11 protein-coding genes are annotated in these 16,437 nt (G+C 56.7%); 6 read left to right on the plus strand and 5 right to left on the minus strand.

Features of this window, described 5'->3' with window-relative positions:
- Positions 1–202: 202 nt before the first annotated feature.
- Genes GSUB_RS04820 through GSUB_RS04835 form a run of 4 tightly spaced genes read left to right on the plus strand, consistent with a single transcriptional unit; the run spans position 203 to position 2,955 of the window.
- The gene (locus GSUB_RS04820) at positions 203–400 is read left to right on the plus strand and encodes a 4Fe-4S binding protein (protein WP_040199472.1); all 198 of its coding nucleotides are present in this window, start codon (positions 203–205) and stop codon (positions 398–400) included.
- Between the two features lie 23 nt (positions 401–423).
- Positions 424–1,557, plus strand: coding sequence for a 2-oxoacid:acceptor oxidoreductase subunit alpha (locus GSUB_RS04825; protein ID WP_040199474.1), 1,134 nt, complete (start codon positions 424–426; stop codon positions 1,555–1,557).
- Between the two features lie 2 nt (positions 1,558–1,559).
- Positions 1,560–2,381 carry a 2-oxoacid:ferredoxin oxidoreductase subunit beta gene (locus tag GSUB_RS04830; protein ID WP_040199476.1) on the plus strand — a complete coding sequence of 274 codons (822 nt, stop codon included), beginning with the start codon at positions 1,560–1,562 and terminating at the stop codon, positions 2,379–2,381.
- Between the two features lie 25 nt (positions 2,382–2,406).
- Positions 2,407–2,955 carry a 2-oxoacid:acceptor oxidoreductase family protein gene (locus tag GSUB_RS04835; RefSeq protein ID WP_040199478.1) on the plus strand — a complete coding sequence of 183 codons (549 nt, stop codon included), beginning with the start codon at positions 2,407–2,409 and terminating at the stop codon, positions 2,953–2,955.
- Here GSUB_RS04835 and GSUB_RS18975 read toward each other — a convergent pair.
- On the minus strand, positions 2,913–3,197 hold the full coding sequence (locus tag GSUB_RS18975) for a hypothetical protein (protein WP_158414041.1): 285 nt from the start codon (positions 3,195–3,197) through the stop codon (positions 2,913–2,915). The genes GSUB_RS04835 and GSUB_RS18975 overlap by 43 nt on opposite strands.
- A 293-nt stretch (positions 3,198–3,490) precedes the next feature.
- On the opposite strand from GSUB_RS18975, the gene GSUB_RS04840 reads away from it, so the two are divergent.
- Positions 3,491–6,025 (plus strand): bifunctional aconitate hydratase 2/2-methylisocitrate dehydratase, encoded by a 2,535-nt coding sequence (locus tag GSUB_RS04840; protein ID WP_040199479.1) that lies wholly within the window; start codon positions 3,491–3,493, stop codon positions 6,023–6,025.
- Between the two features lie 292 nt (positions 6,026–6,317).
- On the opposite strand, the gene GSUB_RS04845 is transcribed toward GSUB_RS04840, so the two are convergent.
- Positions 6,318–11,822, minus strand: coding sequence for a hypothetical protein (locus GSUB_RS04845; RefSeq protein ID WP_040199480.1), 5,505 nt, complete (start codon positions 11,820–11,822; stop codon positions 6,318–6,320).
- Positions 11,823–12,265: 443 nt separating this feature from the next.
- Here GSUB_RS04845 and GSUB_RS04850 point away from each other — a divergent pair, with 443 nt between their 5' ends.
- Entirely contained in the window at positions 12,266–12,898 is a 633-nt protein-coding gene (locus GSUB_RS04850) for a DUF6962 family protein (RefSeq protein WP_144401951.1), read from the plus strand.
- A 6-nt stretch (positions 12,899–12,904) separates the two neighbouring features.
- Here the strand turns inward: GSUB_RS04850 and GSUB_RS04855 are convergent, their stop codons facing one another.
- From GSUB_RS04855 to GSUB_RS04865, 3 genes are all read right to left on the minus strand, one after another.
- Entirely contained in the window at positions 12,905–13,801 is an 897-nt protein-coding gene (locus GSUB_RS04855) for a carbon-nitrogen hydrolase (RefSeq protein WP_040199483.1), read from the minus strand.
- Positions 13,798–14,823 (minus strand): agmatine deiminase family protein, encoded by a 1,026-nt coding sequence (locus tag GSUB_RS04860; protein WP_040199484.1) that lies wholly within the window; start codon positions 14,821–14,823, stop codon positions 13,798–13,800. Before GSUB_RS04860 ends, GSUB_RS04855 begins: the two co-directional genes overlap by 4 nt.
- A 97-nt stretch (positions 14,824–14,920) precedes the next feature.
- The gene (locus GSUB_RS04865; RefSeq protein WP_040199486.1) at positions 14,921–16,429 is read right to left on the minus strand and encodes a bifunctional DedA family/phosphatase PAP2 family protein; all 1,509 of its coding nucleotides are present in this window, start codon (positions 16,427–16,429) and stop codon (positions 14,921–14,923) included.
- Positions 16,430–16,437 lie beyond the last annotated feature (8 nt).

Genomic DNA, 16,437 nt, shown 5'->3' on the forward strand with positions numbered 1-16,437 from the left:
ATCTCCTTCGTAGCCATTTTGATTTCTGGCTATTGAGATTTCCTTATATTCGGCATGATTTTGCGAGTCTTCCGAAAATAAAATTGGATATTGGTATTCGTATACAAAAAAATCTGGCTTGAATGAACTGCTTGTGGTAACATTCCGCCGTTTTGAGAAAACCTAATTCGGACGGTTATCACAAAAAAGGAGACGACAGGTAATGAGCGCCAAAGGAAAAGTGGAAATCATTGAGAGGTACTGCAAGGGGTGCAATATCTGCGTAGAGTTCTGCCCCACCCAGGTCCTCGAAATGGATCTTTTTACGGTCAAAGCGGCCAAGCCTGAAGCTTGCATCGCTTGTATGCAGTGCGAATTGCGCTGCCCTGATTTTGCCATCAAGGTCGAGAAAATCGCCTAAACCGTTATAGGAGGAAGGATAACGTGGCTAAGAAAGTTGCTCTTCTCCAGGGGAACGAAGCGTGTGCGCACGGTGCAGTTTATGCCGGCGCTAAATTTTTCGCTGGTTACCCCATCACGCCCTCCACGGAAGTTGCGGAAGTTCTGTCCGTTGAACTGCCCAAAGTTGGAGGGAAATTCATTCAGATGGAAGACGAAATCGGCGCCATGGCGGCAGTGATTGGTGCTTCCCTGACGGGTGCCAAGGCTATTACTGCGACATCGGGCCCCGGCGTCTCCCTTAAGCAGGAATTGATCGGCTATGCCTGCATTGCCGAAACGCCCTGCGTTATTATTAATGTTATGCGCGGCGGTCCTTCGACCGGTATGCCGACCGGGCCCGGCCAATCCGACGTCATGCAGGCCCGTTGGGGCACCCACGGCGACCACGCTGCGATTGCGGTTGTTCCCGCTTCCTGCCAGGAGATTTACAGCGAAACGGTTCGTGCCTTCAACCTGGCCGAAAAATACCGGATGCCTGTTCAGGTCCTTTACGATGAGATTGTCGGCCACATGCGCGAGCGGGTTGAATTCCCCGAGCCGGGTGAGCTTGAAGTCATCGATCGTCAGGCTCCTGACGTTTCTCCTGAGGATTACAAGCCCTATGACGCGACCAAGGGGCAGGTTCCTCCCCTGGCAGCTTTCGGGTCGGGATACAAATTCCATGTAACGGGCCTCAACAAGGCTGCTGACGGCTTCCCTACCACCAAGGCCGAGCTGGTTGATGCCGAGGAGCGTCGCCAGGTCGACAAGGTCATGGACAACGCCGCGGATATTGAGAAAAACGAAGAGTATATGACCGAAGACGCAGAAGTGATTCTGTGGGCTTATGGCTCTACTTCCCGTTCCGCCCGTTACGCTGTCAACGAACTGCGCAGCCAGGGTGTCAAGGCCGGCCTTTTCCGTCCTATCACCCTGTGGCCTTTCCCGGAAAAACGCACACTTGAATTGGCCGAGCAGGTTAAGGCGATTGTGGTCCCCGAAATGAACCTTGGCCAGATGATTTATGAGGTTGAGCGGGTATCCCAAGGCAAATGTAAAATTGCCGGCGTTCACCGGGTTGACGGTGAGCCGCTCAATCCCGGCGAGATTATGGCCAAGGTGAAGGAGGTTCTTTAAAAATGGCTTACGATTACGAAAAATCCATCCGGCCGGGTAAACTGCCTCATATCTGGTGCCCCGGCTGCGGTCACGGTATTGTCATGAAAGGCTTGATCCGGGCCATGGATACCTGCAATCTCGACCGGAAGATGACTTCCATCGTCTCAGGTATCGGCTGCGCCAGCCGTCTGCCCGGTTATCTCGATGCCTGTACTCTGCATACTGCCCATGGTCGTGCAGCTGCCTTCGCTACCGGAGTTAAGATGGCAAATCCCGAGATGACTGTGATCTGCTGCGGCGGTGATGGCGACGGTACGGCCATAGGAGGCAATCATTTCATCCATGCCTGCCGTCGCAATATCGACATGACCTATGTCATCATGAACAACTATATCTACGGCATGACCGGTGGTCAGTTCTCCCCCTGCACCCCTACGGGGCACCTGGCATCCACTACACCCTATGGCAATCCCGACCCTGTGTTTGATATTAGTAAACTGGCCATTGGCGCCGGTGCAACCTATGTGGCTCGCACCACTGCATTTCATGCAACCCAGATTGACAAGCTGATTGCGGAGGGGATCAAGCATAAGGGAATGGCAATCATCGAAGTGCTTGATGACTGCCCCACGACCTATGGCCGCCGCAACAAGTTTCGCTCCGTCGTCGATATGATGAAGCGTCTCAAGGATATGGCGGTACCGGTCCAGGCCGCTTCGAAAATGACGGCTGAACAGCTCGAAGGTAAAATTCTGACGGGTGTTCTGTATAAGGAAGACAAGCCGGAATACTGCGAGCAGTACCAGAACGTCATTGAGCGTGCCCAGGGCAAAGCGTCCTGATCGCCTGCAAAAGGAGAATTGAAACATGGCAGAACGTTATGAAATTCGGTTTTCCGGCGCCGGTGGTCAAGGTCTGATCACGGCCGGAATCATCCTGGCGGAAGCCGCCAGTATCGTTGAGGGAAAGTCCGCCGTTCAGTCTCAGAGCTACGGCCCTGAGGCCCGTGGTGGCGCCTCTAAATCGGAAGTTATCATTTCCGATGGACCCATTGATTATCCCAAGGCGACCGTTGTCGACGCCTGTCTGGCCATGACCCAGGAAGCCGCCGACAAGTACGCCAACGGCATTAAACCCGGCGGTTTGCTGCTTCTCGACTCCGACTTCGTGAAGAATGAGCCCAAAGGGGATTTCAAGATTGTCAAAATGCCCATCATGCGCACGGCCAAGGAAGACATCGGCCGGGAGATCGTCGCCAACGTGGTGGCCCTCGGCGCTATGATTGCCTTGACCGATGTCGTTGCCCGTGAATCAGGGGAGAAAGCAGTTCTGGCAAAAGTGCCCGAAGCCTTTCTTGAACTGAACAAAAAAGCTTACAATCTTGGCTTTGAAAAGGTTAAAGCGCTCATCAACTGATCCGATTCCATCTGTTTATTCTTACTGCATAAGCCCGGAGGTGTTTGCTTCCGGGCTTTTTTTGGGTTTTTGCTCTCCGCAGGCTTTTGGCTCCGATCAGAATTTACACCACATTTATGGACATTTCTCCGCAAAGGTTTGCTTTTTAATTTCCCGTGCTGGCGCAGGGCATTGACGATTTCCCCGAACAGATGTGAAAAGGCTGCGCTGGATAGTCCTGCTAACATGACGATTTCAAACATGAATGCCTCCCTGATGAACTTGGCGACATTATGTTCTACGTCTGTGACAGAATATGACAGGGAAGGAACCCCGCCTTGAAATAATAATAAAACTTCCGGTTTGGGTGGAACATTGACAAAGACCATGTGAATCGTATACAGTATGCAGGATTTTTGGTGTCTGATGCCTTGATTCGCCAGTCTTTTTTCTGGTTTCGTTTTTGTAATACAGCTATCGGACACCGGGAAAATAACGCTGGAAAAAAAGCAATTCGCTGACTTTTTCAGCCAGCAAATTTCCTAGGAGGAAAGTGATGATCGATGCTTATCTACGTCATGAAGCCGAGAGGAACGCCCAAGGCATTCCTGCTCTGCCCCTGAATCCCGAGCAGACTGCTGAACTGTGCAAACTTCTTCAGTCTCCGCCTTCCGGCAAGGAAGATTTTCTGCTCAATCTTTTCAAGAACCGCATCTCCCCCGGCGTTGATCCCGCCGCTGAGGTTAAGGCGAACTTTCTTGGCGACATCATTGCCGGAAAAGCCTCATCCCCGTTGATCTCCAAAATTGATGCCGTTGAAATTCTCGGCACCATGATGGGCGGCTACAATGTTCAGTATCTTGTCGATGCCCTTAAAGATTCCGAGTTGGCTGATTCCGCGGCTGGAGCCCTGTCCAAAATGACTCTGGTGTATGATGCCGTTGATGATGTGGCTGCTCTTGCCAAGGACAATGCTGCCGCTAAAAAAGTTCTGCAGTCCTGGGCGGATGCTGAATGGTTTAAAGCCAAGCCCGAACTCCCGGAAAAAATTACCGTTAAAGTTTTCAAGGTTGAAGGCGAAATCAACACGGATGACTTCTCCCCGGCAGGCGACGCATGGAGCCGCCCGGATATCCCCCTGCATGCACTGGCCATGGGAAAAACCCGCTTCCCCGGCGGCTTGGAAACAATCGCCAAGTTCCGTGAGGAAGGTCACCAGGTCGCCTTTGTCGGCGATGTGGTGGGAACCGGCTCCTCCCGCAAGTCCGCCTGCAACAGTGTGCTCTGGCATATCGGTGACGATATCCCCTTTGTTCCCAACAAGCGTCGTGGTGGCGTGATTGTCGGCAGCGTTATCGCTCCGATCTTCTTCAACACTGCCGAAGACTCAGGGGCGCTTCCTCTGATGATGGATGTCTCTGAGATGAACACGGGCGATGTGATCACCATCGATACCAAAAAGGGCGAGGTGACCAATGAAAAGGGTGACGTGATCGCCTCTTTCAAAATCAAGCCCAACACGCTGCCCGATGAATATCGTGCCGGCGGCCGTATCCCGCTGATCATTGGACGCTCTTTGACCAACAAGGCCCGCAAGCACCTTGGCCTGGATGAGACCGATGTGTTTGCCAAGCCGATCAACCCGACACCGAAATCCGACCAGGGCTATACCCAGGCACAGAAGATTGTCGGCCAGGCCTGCGGACTTCCCGGCGTTCTGCCCGGGACGGCCTGCGAGCCTCGTATGGCTACAGTCGGTTCCCAGGACACCACCGGTCCCATGACGGCAGATGAACTCAAGGAACTGGCTTGCCTTAAGTTCCAATCACCGATGTTCATGCAGTCCTTCTGTCACACCGCGGCGTATCCCAAGCCGGCCGACGTAAAGATGCACAAGACGCTACCTGATTTCATCGCGGAGCGTGCAGGTGTTGCCTTGCGTCCCGGGGACGGCGTTATCCACAGCTGGCTCAATCGTCTGCTGCTGCCCGATACGGTCGGGACGGGTGGTGACTCTCACACCCGCTTCCCGATCGGTATCTCTTTCCCCGCCGGGTCCGGTCTGGTGGCCTTTGCGGGTGCTCTGGGTTTCATGCCTCTGGACATGCCTGAATCGGTGCTGGTCCGCTTCAAAGGCAAGCTCAACCCCGGCATCACTCTGCGCGACGTTGTCAACGCTATCCCCTACTGGGCCATCAAGCAGGGTCTGCTGACGGTTCCCAAGAAGAACAAGAAAAATATTTTCAACGGTCGCATCCTTGAGATGGAAGGGTTGCCCGATCTGTCCGTCGAACAGGCTTTCGAGCTCACCGATGCTGCGGCAGAACGCTCTGCGGCTGCTGGTTGCATTCAGCTCTCCGAAGAGTCCGTTGCGACGTATCTGCGCTCCAATGTCGCGTTGATGGAGAAGATGATCGAGGAAGGTTATCGTGACCCCGATACGCTGCGCGGTCGCATCAACGACGTCAAGGAATGGCTTAAGAATCCCAAACTGATTCGTGCCGATAAAAACGCTGAATACACCGAAATTATCGAGATCGACCTGGCGGAAATCACCGAACCGATCCTGGCCTGCCCCAATGACCCGGACGATGTCAAACTGTTGTCCGAGGTTGCCGGTACACCGATTCAGGATGTGTTCCTGGGCTCCTGCATGACCAATATCGGGCATTTCCGGGCAGCTGCCGAAATCTGGCGCGGTCAGAAATTCAATCCCGAGGTACGGACCTGGATCTGTCCGCCGACCCGCATGGATCAGGCAAAACTCAAGGAAGAAGCGCTCTTCTCCGTCTTCAGTGCAGTCGGGGCGCGCATTGAAATTCCCGGATGCTCACTGTGTATGGGAAATCAGGCCCGCGTGCCTGATGGCGTCAATATGTTCTCCACGTCGACACGTAATTTCGACGACCGTATCGGCAACGGCGCCAAGGTTTATCTCGGCTCTGCCGAACTCGGCGCGGTTATTTCCAATATCAGCAAAATCCCGACCGTTGATGAATATATGGCGGTCTACAAGGAAAAGATCGCTCCGAAAGAGAAAGAGATTTATCAGTACCTGCAGTTTGATGAGATGGAAGGGTATAAGAAGTAATCCAGCCCAGTCTCACTGGTTATCTTAAAAAAAGCCCTTGTCGCTACCGGCAGGGGCTTTCGTCTTTTGAAGGGATAACCCCCTCAGACAAAAAGGCCAGATGCAAAATCCTGGCCTTTTTGTCGTTGAAGCAGATGTGTTGCGCTATATCAGCAGGGGTGAACGTTGCTGCTTCTGACAACTCTGGGTTTCATGTACTTTTTCATTTTTGCCTCCCTTGGTCATAGGGTTTAATGGGAAATGGCCGGCTTCAGGCAGCGCCGTGAAGCCGGCCAGGATCGGTAGGGCTCAGTTATCGCGTGGGGTCGACGACCTTGGCGCCGTCAGGGATGGTCGTACGATCCCCTCCGGGGATGTCTCTGCTGGATTTGGTCAGATAGAATCCATCGAAGTACAGCCCTGTTTCACGGCTCCAGAAGTTGATGGTGTGAGTGCCGGCCGAGGGAATGGAGATCCTGATGGGATCAGGTCCCGAACGTCTGTAGCTATTGACCCAGCGCCAACTGCTCCTGCGCGCGGTCTGAATGTCACCGACGACGCTGCCGTTGAGGCCGTAGTACATGGAGTCGCTGCTGCTGCTATCGTTGTCATGAGTGCGGACCCACAGGTAGTAGGTTCCCGCTTCGGTAAAGTTTAGCCGGAATTCAAGGGGGTTTCCTCTTGGACCGCGGTAACCGGCATCGGTCTCGGCACGCATGTACTTGTCGTTGCTGCCGGAACCGGTACGCACCGAAAAGTTGTCTCCGCGGACGTTGTAGTGCTCCGCCTCGATAAAGGTGCCGTCTTTGCTGACGTAGTTGTCACCGCCGCTACCGGAATCACCCGCGCTGCAGAGGCTTCCGATGTAAGTGCTCTCCGCTAACTGGTAAGTAGCAAGGTCGACCCAGCCTTCATTGTAGTGACGTGTCCACTTGGAATTGTCGCAGGCGACCCGGTCGCTTCGATTCCAGTGGCAAGAGGTGCAGACATCAAGATTGCCGCCTGTGCCGCCCTCGTCACCAGAGGATGGCAGATCATCAAAATAGGGCACAGTATACGTGCGGCCTTTATGTGAAATCTGCGTTTTGTTGTGAGAGATGGTCTGGGCGCGGATTTTACGGCCGCCCTCGTCGTTCATGTCCTCCCCGTTGGGTCTGAGTCTTTCCCCTGGGCCTTCTTCTTTGGCATACATTGACCAGAAGATATTGAACTTCTTCTTGCCGGCTCCATATCCGGTATAGCCAGGAATGGAGTCAGGAGCGGGGTGGAAGGGAACCGTTTCATGACAGTCGGCACAGGCGCCGAAATCCTGAATCGGACCACCTTTGTCGTGCATATAGGCGCCATGGCATTCACGGCAGGCGGCCTGTTTGGGACGGTCCTTCGCCCAGTCCGGAACGGTGTGGCAATAGGCGCAGTTGCCTTGTTTCGAGCGGTCCGTGTCGTGATGGGGGCTGCCGGAGTGGCAGTTGGAGCAGGTGCTCGGGTCGCTGATGGCCTGGTGGCAGACCGAGCAGTCGCCGCCGAGATCGGTCAAGGGTCCGGTATGGTGCAACTCCGGAATGGTGACTCCACTACCACCATGGCAGTCGCTGCAGGTGCCGCCGTTCAGGGTGATGGTGCTGTGACAGAAGGTGCAGTTGCCCTCATCGAACTCAGGTTGAATATGATGGTTGGAGGTGTCGCCGTGGCAATCCGCGCAGATGATATCGGCCGGGGCGGTGTCGGTATGACAGGCGCTGCACAGGCCGGTCTGAGCGGTTTGTGAAGTATGATGCAATTCGGCGATCGAAGGCTGTCCTGCGGAGATGTGGCACTCTGCACATGCAATGTCGCTGGATATCCCCTGATGGCAGGTGGCGCAATCCCCCGTCTGTCCGGAAATGGTCATATCATGGTGGAGCAGCTCGATCTCCGGCTGGCCCTCACCCGTATGACAGGTCGTACACGCGAGCCCTGTCACGTCAATCGCGCTGTGACAGTCGGTGCAGCTCGCTGTCTGCGCAAAGACACTGGTATGGTGCCGCTCCCCGGCCGTCGGGCCGTTGGGGCCGAAATGGCAGGCAGAGCAGTCAACCAATGCGGAATCTGCGCCCGTGTGGCAGGTGAGGCAGGCGCCCTCCGTATACAGCAGGGTGGTATGATGGGTTTGAACGCCGCCGTCCTTTTCGGCCACTGCGGCGTGACATTCTGCGCAGTTGATGTTCTCGGGTGTTACTGCGCTATGGCAATCGGTGCAGGTGCCATTGACCGCGGTAGGAGTGGCGTGGTGCATGGCCCCGCCGCCATCGAGAGACTGTTCGGCATGACAGGTCGCGCAGTCGAGTTCGTCCTGGTTGACGCTATGGCAAGCCGCGCAGTTGTTTGCCAGCGCAGGTGCCGTAGCATGGTGACGGTCGGCGATCTGATCCGGATTGCCGCTACTGTGACAGGTTGCGCAATCATTGTCGGCAGCCATCTGTGTGAAGGTTTTCACCGTGTGACAGGCTGCGCAGTTATCTTCCAGATAATTGGGCGTATTATGGTGCATGGCTGCACCGCCGTCGAGCGCCTTGCCTGCATGGCAGGTGGCGCAGTCGAGTTCGCCGCCCACCGAGTCGATGCCCTCGTGGCAGGCTGCACAGTTGCCGGTGGTTGCAGTGGCCGTGTTGTGATGCAGGGTGTTGATCGCTGGTTCTCCGGCCGCCTCATGGCAAACGGAGCAGTTGTTGGTGACAGCATCTGCACCTGTGTGGCAATCGACACAGGAGGACGTCTGGGCGTAGTCGCTCGTGTGGTGAGTCTGCCCGATATCCGAGGAGTGGCACGCCGAGCAGTCATTGCCGGCGGTGACATTCTCATGACAGGAGGCGCAATTTCCTGCTGTGTAAGCATCTGAGTCGTGATGCATGCCCACGCCGCCGTCGAAGACAGGCTGAGCGGCATGGCAGGTCGCGCAGTCCAGATCTCCTCCGACAGCGTCAATCCCTTCGTGACATGCGGCACAATCGCCGCTGGTGGCCGTGGCAGTGGCATGGTGCAGCTCATTGATGGCCGGCTCACCGGCAGCTTCATGACAGGAGGCGCAGTTGTCGACCGCTTCTACTGCACCGCTGTGGCAGGCCGCGCAGTTGTCGAGAGTGTAGTCTGCGCTGTCGTGGTGCATGGCAACCCCGCCGTCGCGGGTTTTGCCCTGATGACAGGCCGCACAGTCGAGGGTGCTGTCGGTGACACCTGTATGGCAAGTGGCGCAATTGTCAGCTGCGGCAAGTTGAGTGTTATGATGCATGGCCACACTACCGTCCCGCGGTTTGTCCGCATGGCAGGCGACGCAGTCAAGTTGTGTTGTGTCAACCGCGCCGTGGCAGCTGGCACAGTCCCCGGCCAGGTAGTCGGGGGATTCATGGTGCATCTGGCCACTGCCATCGCGCGCCTTGTCGGCATGACAGCCTGCGCAGTCGAAGGTGGCATTGGCAGTGCTGTCGATGCCGGCGTGGCAGGCGGCGCAGTCGCCGGTGAGCGCCGGTTGCGTGTCATGATGTTGCGTGACGATTGCATCGGTACCGACTACCGTAGTGTGACAGGCTTCACAATCGGCGTCGGAGAACATGATGAGGCCCGTGCTGTCGTAGCCGGGGTGGCAGTCAAAGCAGCTGTAGAAGCCATAAGGGTATGTCAGCCCCGTGTCGTGGTGTGGATTGGTGGTGTTATCCCACTGGCCGGCATGGCAATCACTGCAGGCAAAACCTCCTCCAACGGTCGGGTGGCAGGAGTCGCAGGAAAAATTATTGGCGCTGGCGAAATCATGATGCGCCTGCTCTGAGGAACCTGCGGTACCCCAACTTGAGGCGGTATGGCAGGATTCACAGCTGCTTGATTCGACCATGCCGCTGTGACAGGAGTTGCATTCCGCGAACTCCGGGTAGCTCTGGCGTACCTCGACATGGTGAGCCGTCGCCGAATCGCCCTGATGGCAGCTGGTGCAGTCGGCAACCGGATCGAGTGCGGTATGGCAGACGGTACAGTCCGTATTGGAGGTGTCCGCAAAATCATGGTGGTCGCTGCGGGCATCTACCAGCCAACTGCTCGATGTATGACAACTCTCGCAGTTGATGTTCTGCGGCATGCTGCTGTGGCAGTCGGCGCAGCTTTTACCCGTTGCGGCAACTTCATGATGCTGATCTCTGGCTGAGCCCTCGGTCCAGAAATCCGGGGTATGGCAGCTGCTGCACTCGGGCTTGGGCACTATGCTGGAGTGGCAGGTCGCACAGTCCACCCCCTGGTTGATTCTTGCATGGTGGTCGGTCTGGGCATCCACGCTCCAGGAGGCGGCGTCGTGGCAGCTTTCGCAACTGGTGACGACAGGCAGCTGGGTGTGACAATCCTGGCATGCTTTGTCGCTGGTGGTGGCCAATTCGTGGTGGGTTTGAGCCGCAGCGCCCTGGTGGCAGTCGGAGCAGACCCCGCCTTCGCCTGGGAGACCGCCGGTGTGACAGTCTGCGCAGTTCTTGCCGACGGCCGCCACTTCGTGATGCTGCGCCTGGGCTGAACCTGTGCTCCAGGAGCTCGCGGTGTGGCAGCTGCTGCACTCCGGTTTAGGCACGATGCCGGAATGGCATGTGGCGCAGTCAAAGCCTTCTTCGATCTTGGCGTGATGATCGCTTTGGGGGTCTACGGTCCAGCTTGAGGCATCATGACAGTTTTCGCAGGTGCCTACGGACGCTGTGGCTCCGTGGCAGCTGGCGCAGTCGAAATTGTCGCCGGCATGGTGGCCGTCACGGGCTTCTCCGGGAGAGTGGCATGCTGTGCACGAGGCGTCGAAAACCATCGTGGTATGACAAGCGCTGCAGTCCAGGGAAGAATCAACAGCGATCTGGTGATGACGGTCACTGGCGCGGACCGGGTTGCTCTGATCGTCGAGGCCCCAGGAAGTGCTGTCGTGGCAACTGGTACAACCGGCTGAGGGTGCGGCATCGCTGTGACAGGTTGCGCAACTCAGATCCGGAGTCGCCATGGCCAGGTCGTGGTGGAACGTCTGATTTTCCTGGCTGGGGGTATGGCACTGCCGACAACTGGACTGGCTGCCGAGATCCACCGCAATTTCGGTGTGGCAGTTGGCGCAGTCCATGCTGGTGGCGGAGGCAATATCATGATGGCGCTGAGCGGCTTCACCCTGGTGGCAGTCGGCACAGCTGGAGGGCAGGGGGGCATTGGTGTGGCAGCTCTCACATGCCGTGCCGGTTGTTGAAGCGGCTTCATGGTGAGTGCTTGCCGCGGTCATTTCCGCGCCCCAGTACTGGTCGTCATGGCAGCTGACGCAGTTGGGGGTCGGGACGATCTCGGCGTGGCAGGATGCACAATCGGTCCCCTGCTCGGCGGCGACGCTGTGGTGCTGCTGCCGCACGCTGTCGCCGTGGCAGGTGGCGCAGGTGATATTTGGGTCCATCTGCGTGTGGCAGGCAACGCAGTTGAGGTCCGGGTTGGTGGTCAGTGCTTCATGGTGCGGGGCGCGGATGCTGCCTTGGTGACAACCCAGGCAGTCACCGAGTTGCTTTACCCCGGAATGGCATTGCACGCAATCGCCGGCCAGAGCTTCGGTTGTGCCGTGGTGTGCGTTTTGCTGCGGTACAAATGTATGGCAGCTTGCGCAGTCCCCTTCGGTGGTAATGCCGCTGTGGCATTGCCCGCACTCTCCTGCGAAGTACAGGTCGGATTCATGGTGGTTGTTGTTGGAATGGCACTGCGAGCAGCCCTGCTGGGCAGCGAGGATCGATGCCGGCAGCATGAATATGCTGATGAGCACGATCGTCGCCAAAGCAATAAAGCGTGTTTGTGTCATGGATTGCCCCCATCTAGATATGTAGAATGACTCCCTTGAAACCTGTAAAAGCAATAGCAGTGATGCTGAAAGTGGCAGTTTTGGAAAATATTGATGTTGAAAAATTTAAGTCAGTTAATGGTCCGATGATTTGATCGTAATTTATTCGAAATCGCGCGATGCGAAATTATTGCAATAATCACACCCGGCAATTAACCTTTTGATTTGTAACCGAAAGGGTTTGACGGAAATCTGTCCATTTAGCAAAAGGGTTGCTGAAAAATTATTTTTTTTTCAGGTTTTCCCCCAAGTAAAAGGCTTGTTTTTATCATTAGAAAAATAGTCTTATGGCGGAATCGAGCCAATAGGATTTCGTTAAATGCCGTAATTTGTCCATGACCTTTTTATGGCAGGTTTTTGTGAACAATTCGTGATTGGATGTGAGCCAGTAAGGGAGCGATGTTTTGATACATGAACCTATGACGGTGTTGACCGATTATCTGCTCGGGATGTGGGTGCTGTGGCTCGGGGGGCGTCTGTGGCGGCAGGGGCGAAGACTCCATGACCGGGCGATCGGTGACTGGAGTCTTGTGTTTATCTTTTCCGCAGTGGCGGCGTTCTGCGGGGGGACCGTCCACGGTTTTCCAAACCTGTTGGGCGGAATCGGCAGTGCGTTGCTGTGGAAACTGACCGTGCAGGCGGTGGGAATCGCCAGCCTGTGTTTTCTGGCCGCTATGATCCGCAGCATGTTCCGCGGGCGGGTGCGGCGCATTCTACTGGCGGCGGCGTTTGTGAAATGGGCGGTTTACGCCTGGTGGATGACATCTCACGACGCCTTTTTGTATGTAGTGCTCGACTATCTGCCCTCGCTGCTTTTCGTCGGCGGATTGCAGGCCTGGTGCTGGTTGCGGCAGGGCCGGGCGGCCGGGCGCTGGATTACGCTGGGTGTGGTGATTTCACTGGTTGCCGCGGGCATTCAACAGTCCGGTTTCAGTCTCCACCGGCATTTCAACCACAACGACCTTTATCATGTGGTGCAGATGGCGGCTTTTTACCTCCTTTACCGGGGAGGGATACTGTTGCGGCAGCTCCCCTGAAATGCATCAGTCGTCGCGGTAGCGCCGGGTCAGATCGCCGTAGGCGTCGATGCGGCGGTCGCGCAGAAAAGGCCAGATGCGGCGCACCGACTCGCTGCGTTGCAGATCGACAGTTGCCGTCAAAACCTGCTCCTTCCCATTATCTGCCCGCGCCAGCCACTCGCCCTGGGGGCCCGCGACAAAGCTGCTTCCCCAGAAGAGAGCGCCCGGTGATTGATTGCCCGGGTCGGGTTCGAATCCGACCCGGTTGACGCTGATCACCGGCAGGCCGTTAGCCACGGCGTGGGCGCGCTGAATGGTCAGCCAGGCTTCCCGTTGGCGCTGCTGTTCATCCTCCGGGTCGCGCGGGTCCCACCCGATCGCAGTGGGATAGATCAGCATCTGTGCACCGGCCAGGGCCATCAGGCGGGCCGCTTCAGGGTACCACTGATCCCAGCAGACCAGAACGCCCAGGCGACCTACAGAGGTGTCAATCGGAGTGAATCCCAGATCGCCGGGGGTGAAGTAGAATTTCTCATAGTAGCCGGGATCATCAGGGATGTGCATTTTGCGGTAGCGGCCGGCGATGGAGCCGTCCTTTTCAATGACCACGACCGTGTTGTGATAAAGACCTGGTGCCCTTTTCTCGAACAGGCTGGTGACAATGACTACTCCCAGCTCGCGTGCCAGCTTGCCGAACCGCTCGGTGGATGGTCCCGGAATCGATTCTGCCAGGTCGAAGCAGTCCGTGTCCTCGATCTGGCAGAAATAGGGGCCGGTATGCAACTCCTGCAGGACCATAAGTTGTGCGCCCTGGGCGGCGGCGTCCCGAATCCCCTCGATGCTTTTGCGGATATTGGCTTCACGGTCGAGGCTGCAGGCATGCTGTATCATGCCGACGGTCAGAGTACGGGCTGCGGTCATGGCAATACTCCTTTGGGCAGCTGCATGGTGACACAGTGCAGGGAGCCGTGCTGAAGGATGAGGGGGGAGCAGTCGATACCGATGATTTCTCGCCCCGCAAAAGCCTCGGCGATGCGCGCCATTGCCTCATCATCTCTCGGGTCGTTGTAGGTGGGCACCAGCACGGCATTGTTGATGACCAGGAAGTTGGCATAGGTTGCCGGCAGTCGCTGGCCTTCGTCGTCGAAGTAGGGGCGCGGCCAGGGCAGGGGAATGAGGCGGAACGGGCGGCCGTCGCGGGTGCGCAGCCCGGCCAACTCCTCGCCCATGCGGCGCAGCTCCTCATAGTGCGGATCTGTTTCATCGTCACACATCACATAGGCAATGGTATCGTCCGGGCAGAGTCTCGCCAGGGTGTCAATGTGCGAGTCAGTGTCGTCGCCTTCAAGGTAGCCGTTTTCCAGCCACAGGATATGATCGGCTCCCAGATTTTCCTTTAGAGCGGCCTCTATCCCCCGCCTGTCGAGGTGAGGATTGCGGTTGGGCTCAAGCAGGCAGGCGCTGGTGACGAGCAGGGTGCCGCAGCCGTCGCTTTCGATGCTGCCCCCCTCGAGAATCAGGCCGGGGGTATGCAGCGCGGTTTCACCGAAGGTGCCGGCACGTACCAGATTGCGGGTGACCTGATTATCGAAGTTGCTCGGGAATTTCAAGCCCCAGCCGTTGAAGCCGAAATCCAGCAGAACCGGCCGGTTGTCCCGATATATGGTAATGGGCCCGAAATCCCGCGTCCAGGTGTCGTTGGTCGGGATTTTGAAAATTTCGATTCGATCAAGACTTACCGGGGTGTCTTGCAGGGCGGCCCTGGTTTGATCCGGTTCCGGGGTGACAATCAACACCTTTTCGTAGCGGCTGATCCTGTGGGCCAGATTGCAGAAAACGGGGACGACGCGATCAAGGATCGGAGCCCAGTCGGTCTGTGCGTGAGGCCAGGCCAGCAGCACGCCGTCCTGATCCTCCCATTCTGCAGGAAGTCGAAGAGTCATGGCAGCCGTTCTCCAGAGTAAGGATTGTAAAGACGCGCATCCTAATGCAGCCGCACGCTTTGAATCAAATCAAATTTTACAACATGTCACTGTTTCTTCAGCCCAGACGCACAATCAGCAGAGTGATGATTGCCGCGGTGGCCAGCAGAGACAGCAGCAACAAAGCAAATCGGCGCCTCGGGTTGTTGCGGAGAGTATTGCGACGGTCCGTATGGGCGGGAGAGGAGATCGATTTTACGGCGATTTCCCCTGCGGTTATCAGCGCGGCAAGCCAGCATCCGCCCAGGACCAGACCGCCCAGAACATCGCTGAGCCTCTGCATGCCGAGGTAAATGGGGCTGAAGGAGATCACCAGGACAAAAAAGCTGCCACCGAAGACCAGATAAAAACGGTGCTCCGCCGCACGCAAAGATCCGAGCAGGAAATAAACGACAAGCCCATAAAAAACCAAGCTGTTAAAGGCTGCTGCGCTAGGAAAAACAGAGATCGCAGCTTCGAAGCCGAAGCCCGTTTCCTGAAGCGGCGGGCGCTTGAACAGCCACTGCAGCACCACCAGGAGCGCCTGTCCGCACCCCAGCCCCATAATCAGCAAAAAGGCGAACAGGCGCTTTTTACCGATCAGCAGCCAGAACAGGCACAAAGTGCCAAGGATCACGACCGCTGAGACACCACCAAACTGCACGATCCCCTGGAAAAAAAGATCGGCTTCAGGCTCCCTCAGATCCTGCAGCATTTTGTGGAGGGCCAAGTCGCTGCGGGCAAAGGGAGTCTGCGTCAGGACCGCACGACTGATCCAGAAGAAAAGAGAAGCGAACGTCAGCGTTAGAAAAAATCCTACCGAAAGAGCCAGCCCCGCTCTATGCTGGGTGGAAAAACGGTTGTAGATGAATCGGTAAAGCCGCGGATGGCTCTGCTCCCATTGCCGTGTGACGGCTGTCTCCGTCAGCCGATCTGAAACACCGAGTGCAGAACGCAACAACCGTGCAGCCGACCGTTGCAGCAGCGGAAAGATATTTCGCCAGAACAGATGGTTGAATACAAGAAGTACCAGCAGCAGAAGAAGAATCAGGCTGAACCGACCGCTCCAGACCTGAACCTGCCGCCAACTGGCCGCGAAGAAGTATCCCAGACCCGGGTAGGCGATTCCCCAAAGGATGCCGCTGATCACGGCGTAGGCGCTGAAGCGCGGTGGGGACATGTGTGCACTGCCGGCGATCAGGGGAATGAACGGACGAAGAAAGCCGAGGAACCGTCCGAAAAAAACGCTCTTTCCTCCATGTTTGACAAAAAAATGCCGTGCCCTGACAACCAGATGCTGTCTTTTTACCAGCGCCGGACGTTGCAACAGCGTCGCGCTGAAGCGTGCGCCCAGCCAGAAACTGACCAGGTCGCCGATAATGGCGCCCAGGCCGGCAAAGATCATGATGGGTGCAATGGCTCCCTGGCCGTTAGCCGCAAGAAAACCAGCCACGACAATCAAAACACTGCCCGGCATAAAAATACCGACGATTGCCAGCGACTCCAGCAGTGAAATGAGGCCGAGCAGCAGGTAGTAGGGCGCACCGCTCGGCAGCCAGTTGATTGTCGTCTCGATCCAGGGCTCCATCGGGCATG

It is taken from the genome of Geoalkalibacter subterraneus (assembly GCF_000827125.1).
GTDB classification, from domain to species: domain Bacteria; phylum Desulfobacterota; class Desulfuromonadia; order Desulfuromonadales; family Geoalkalibacteraceae; genus Geoalkalibacter_A; species Geoalkalibacter_A subterraneus.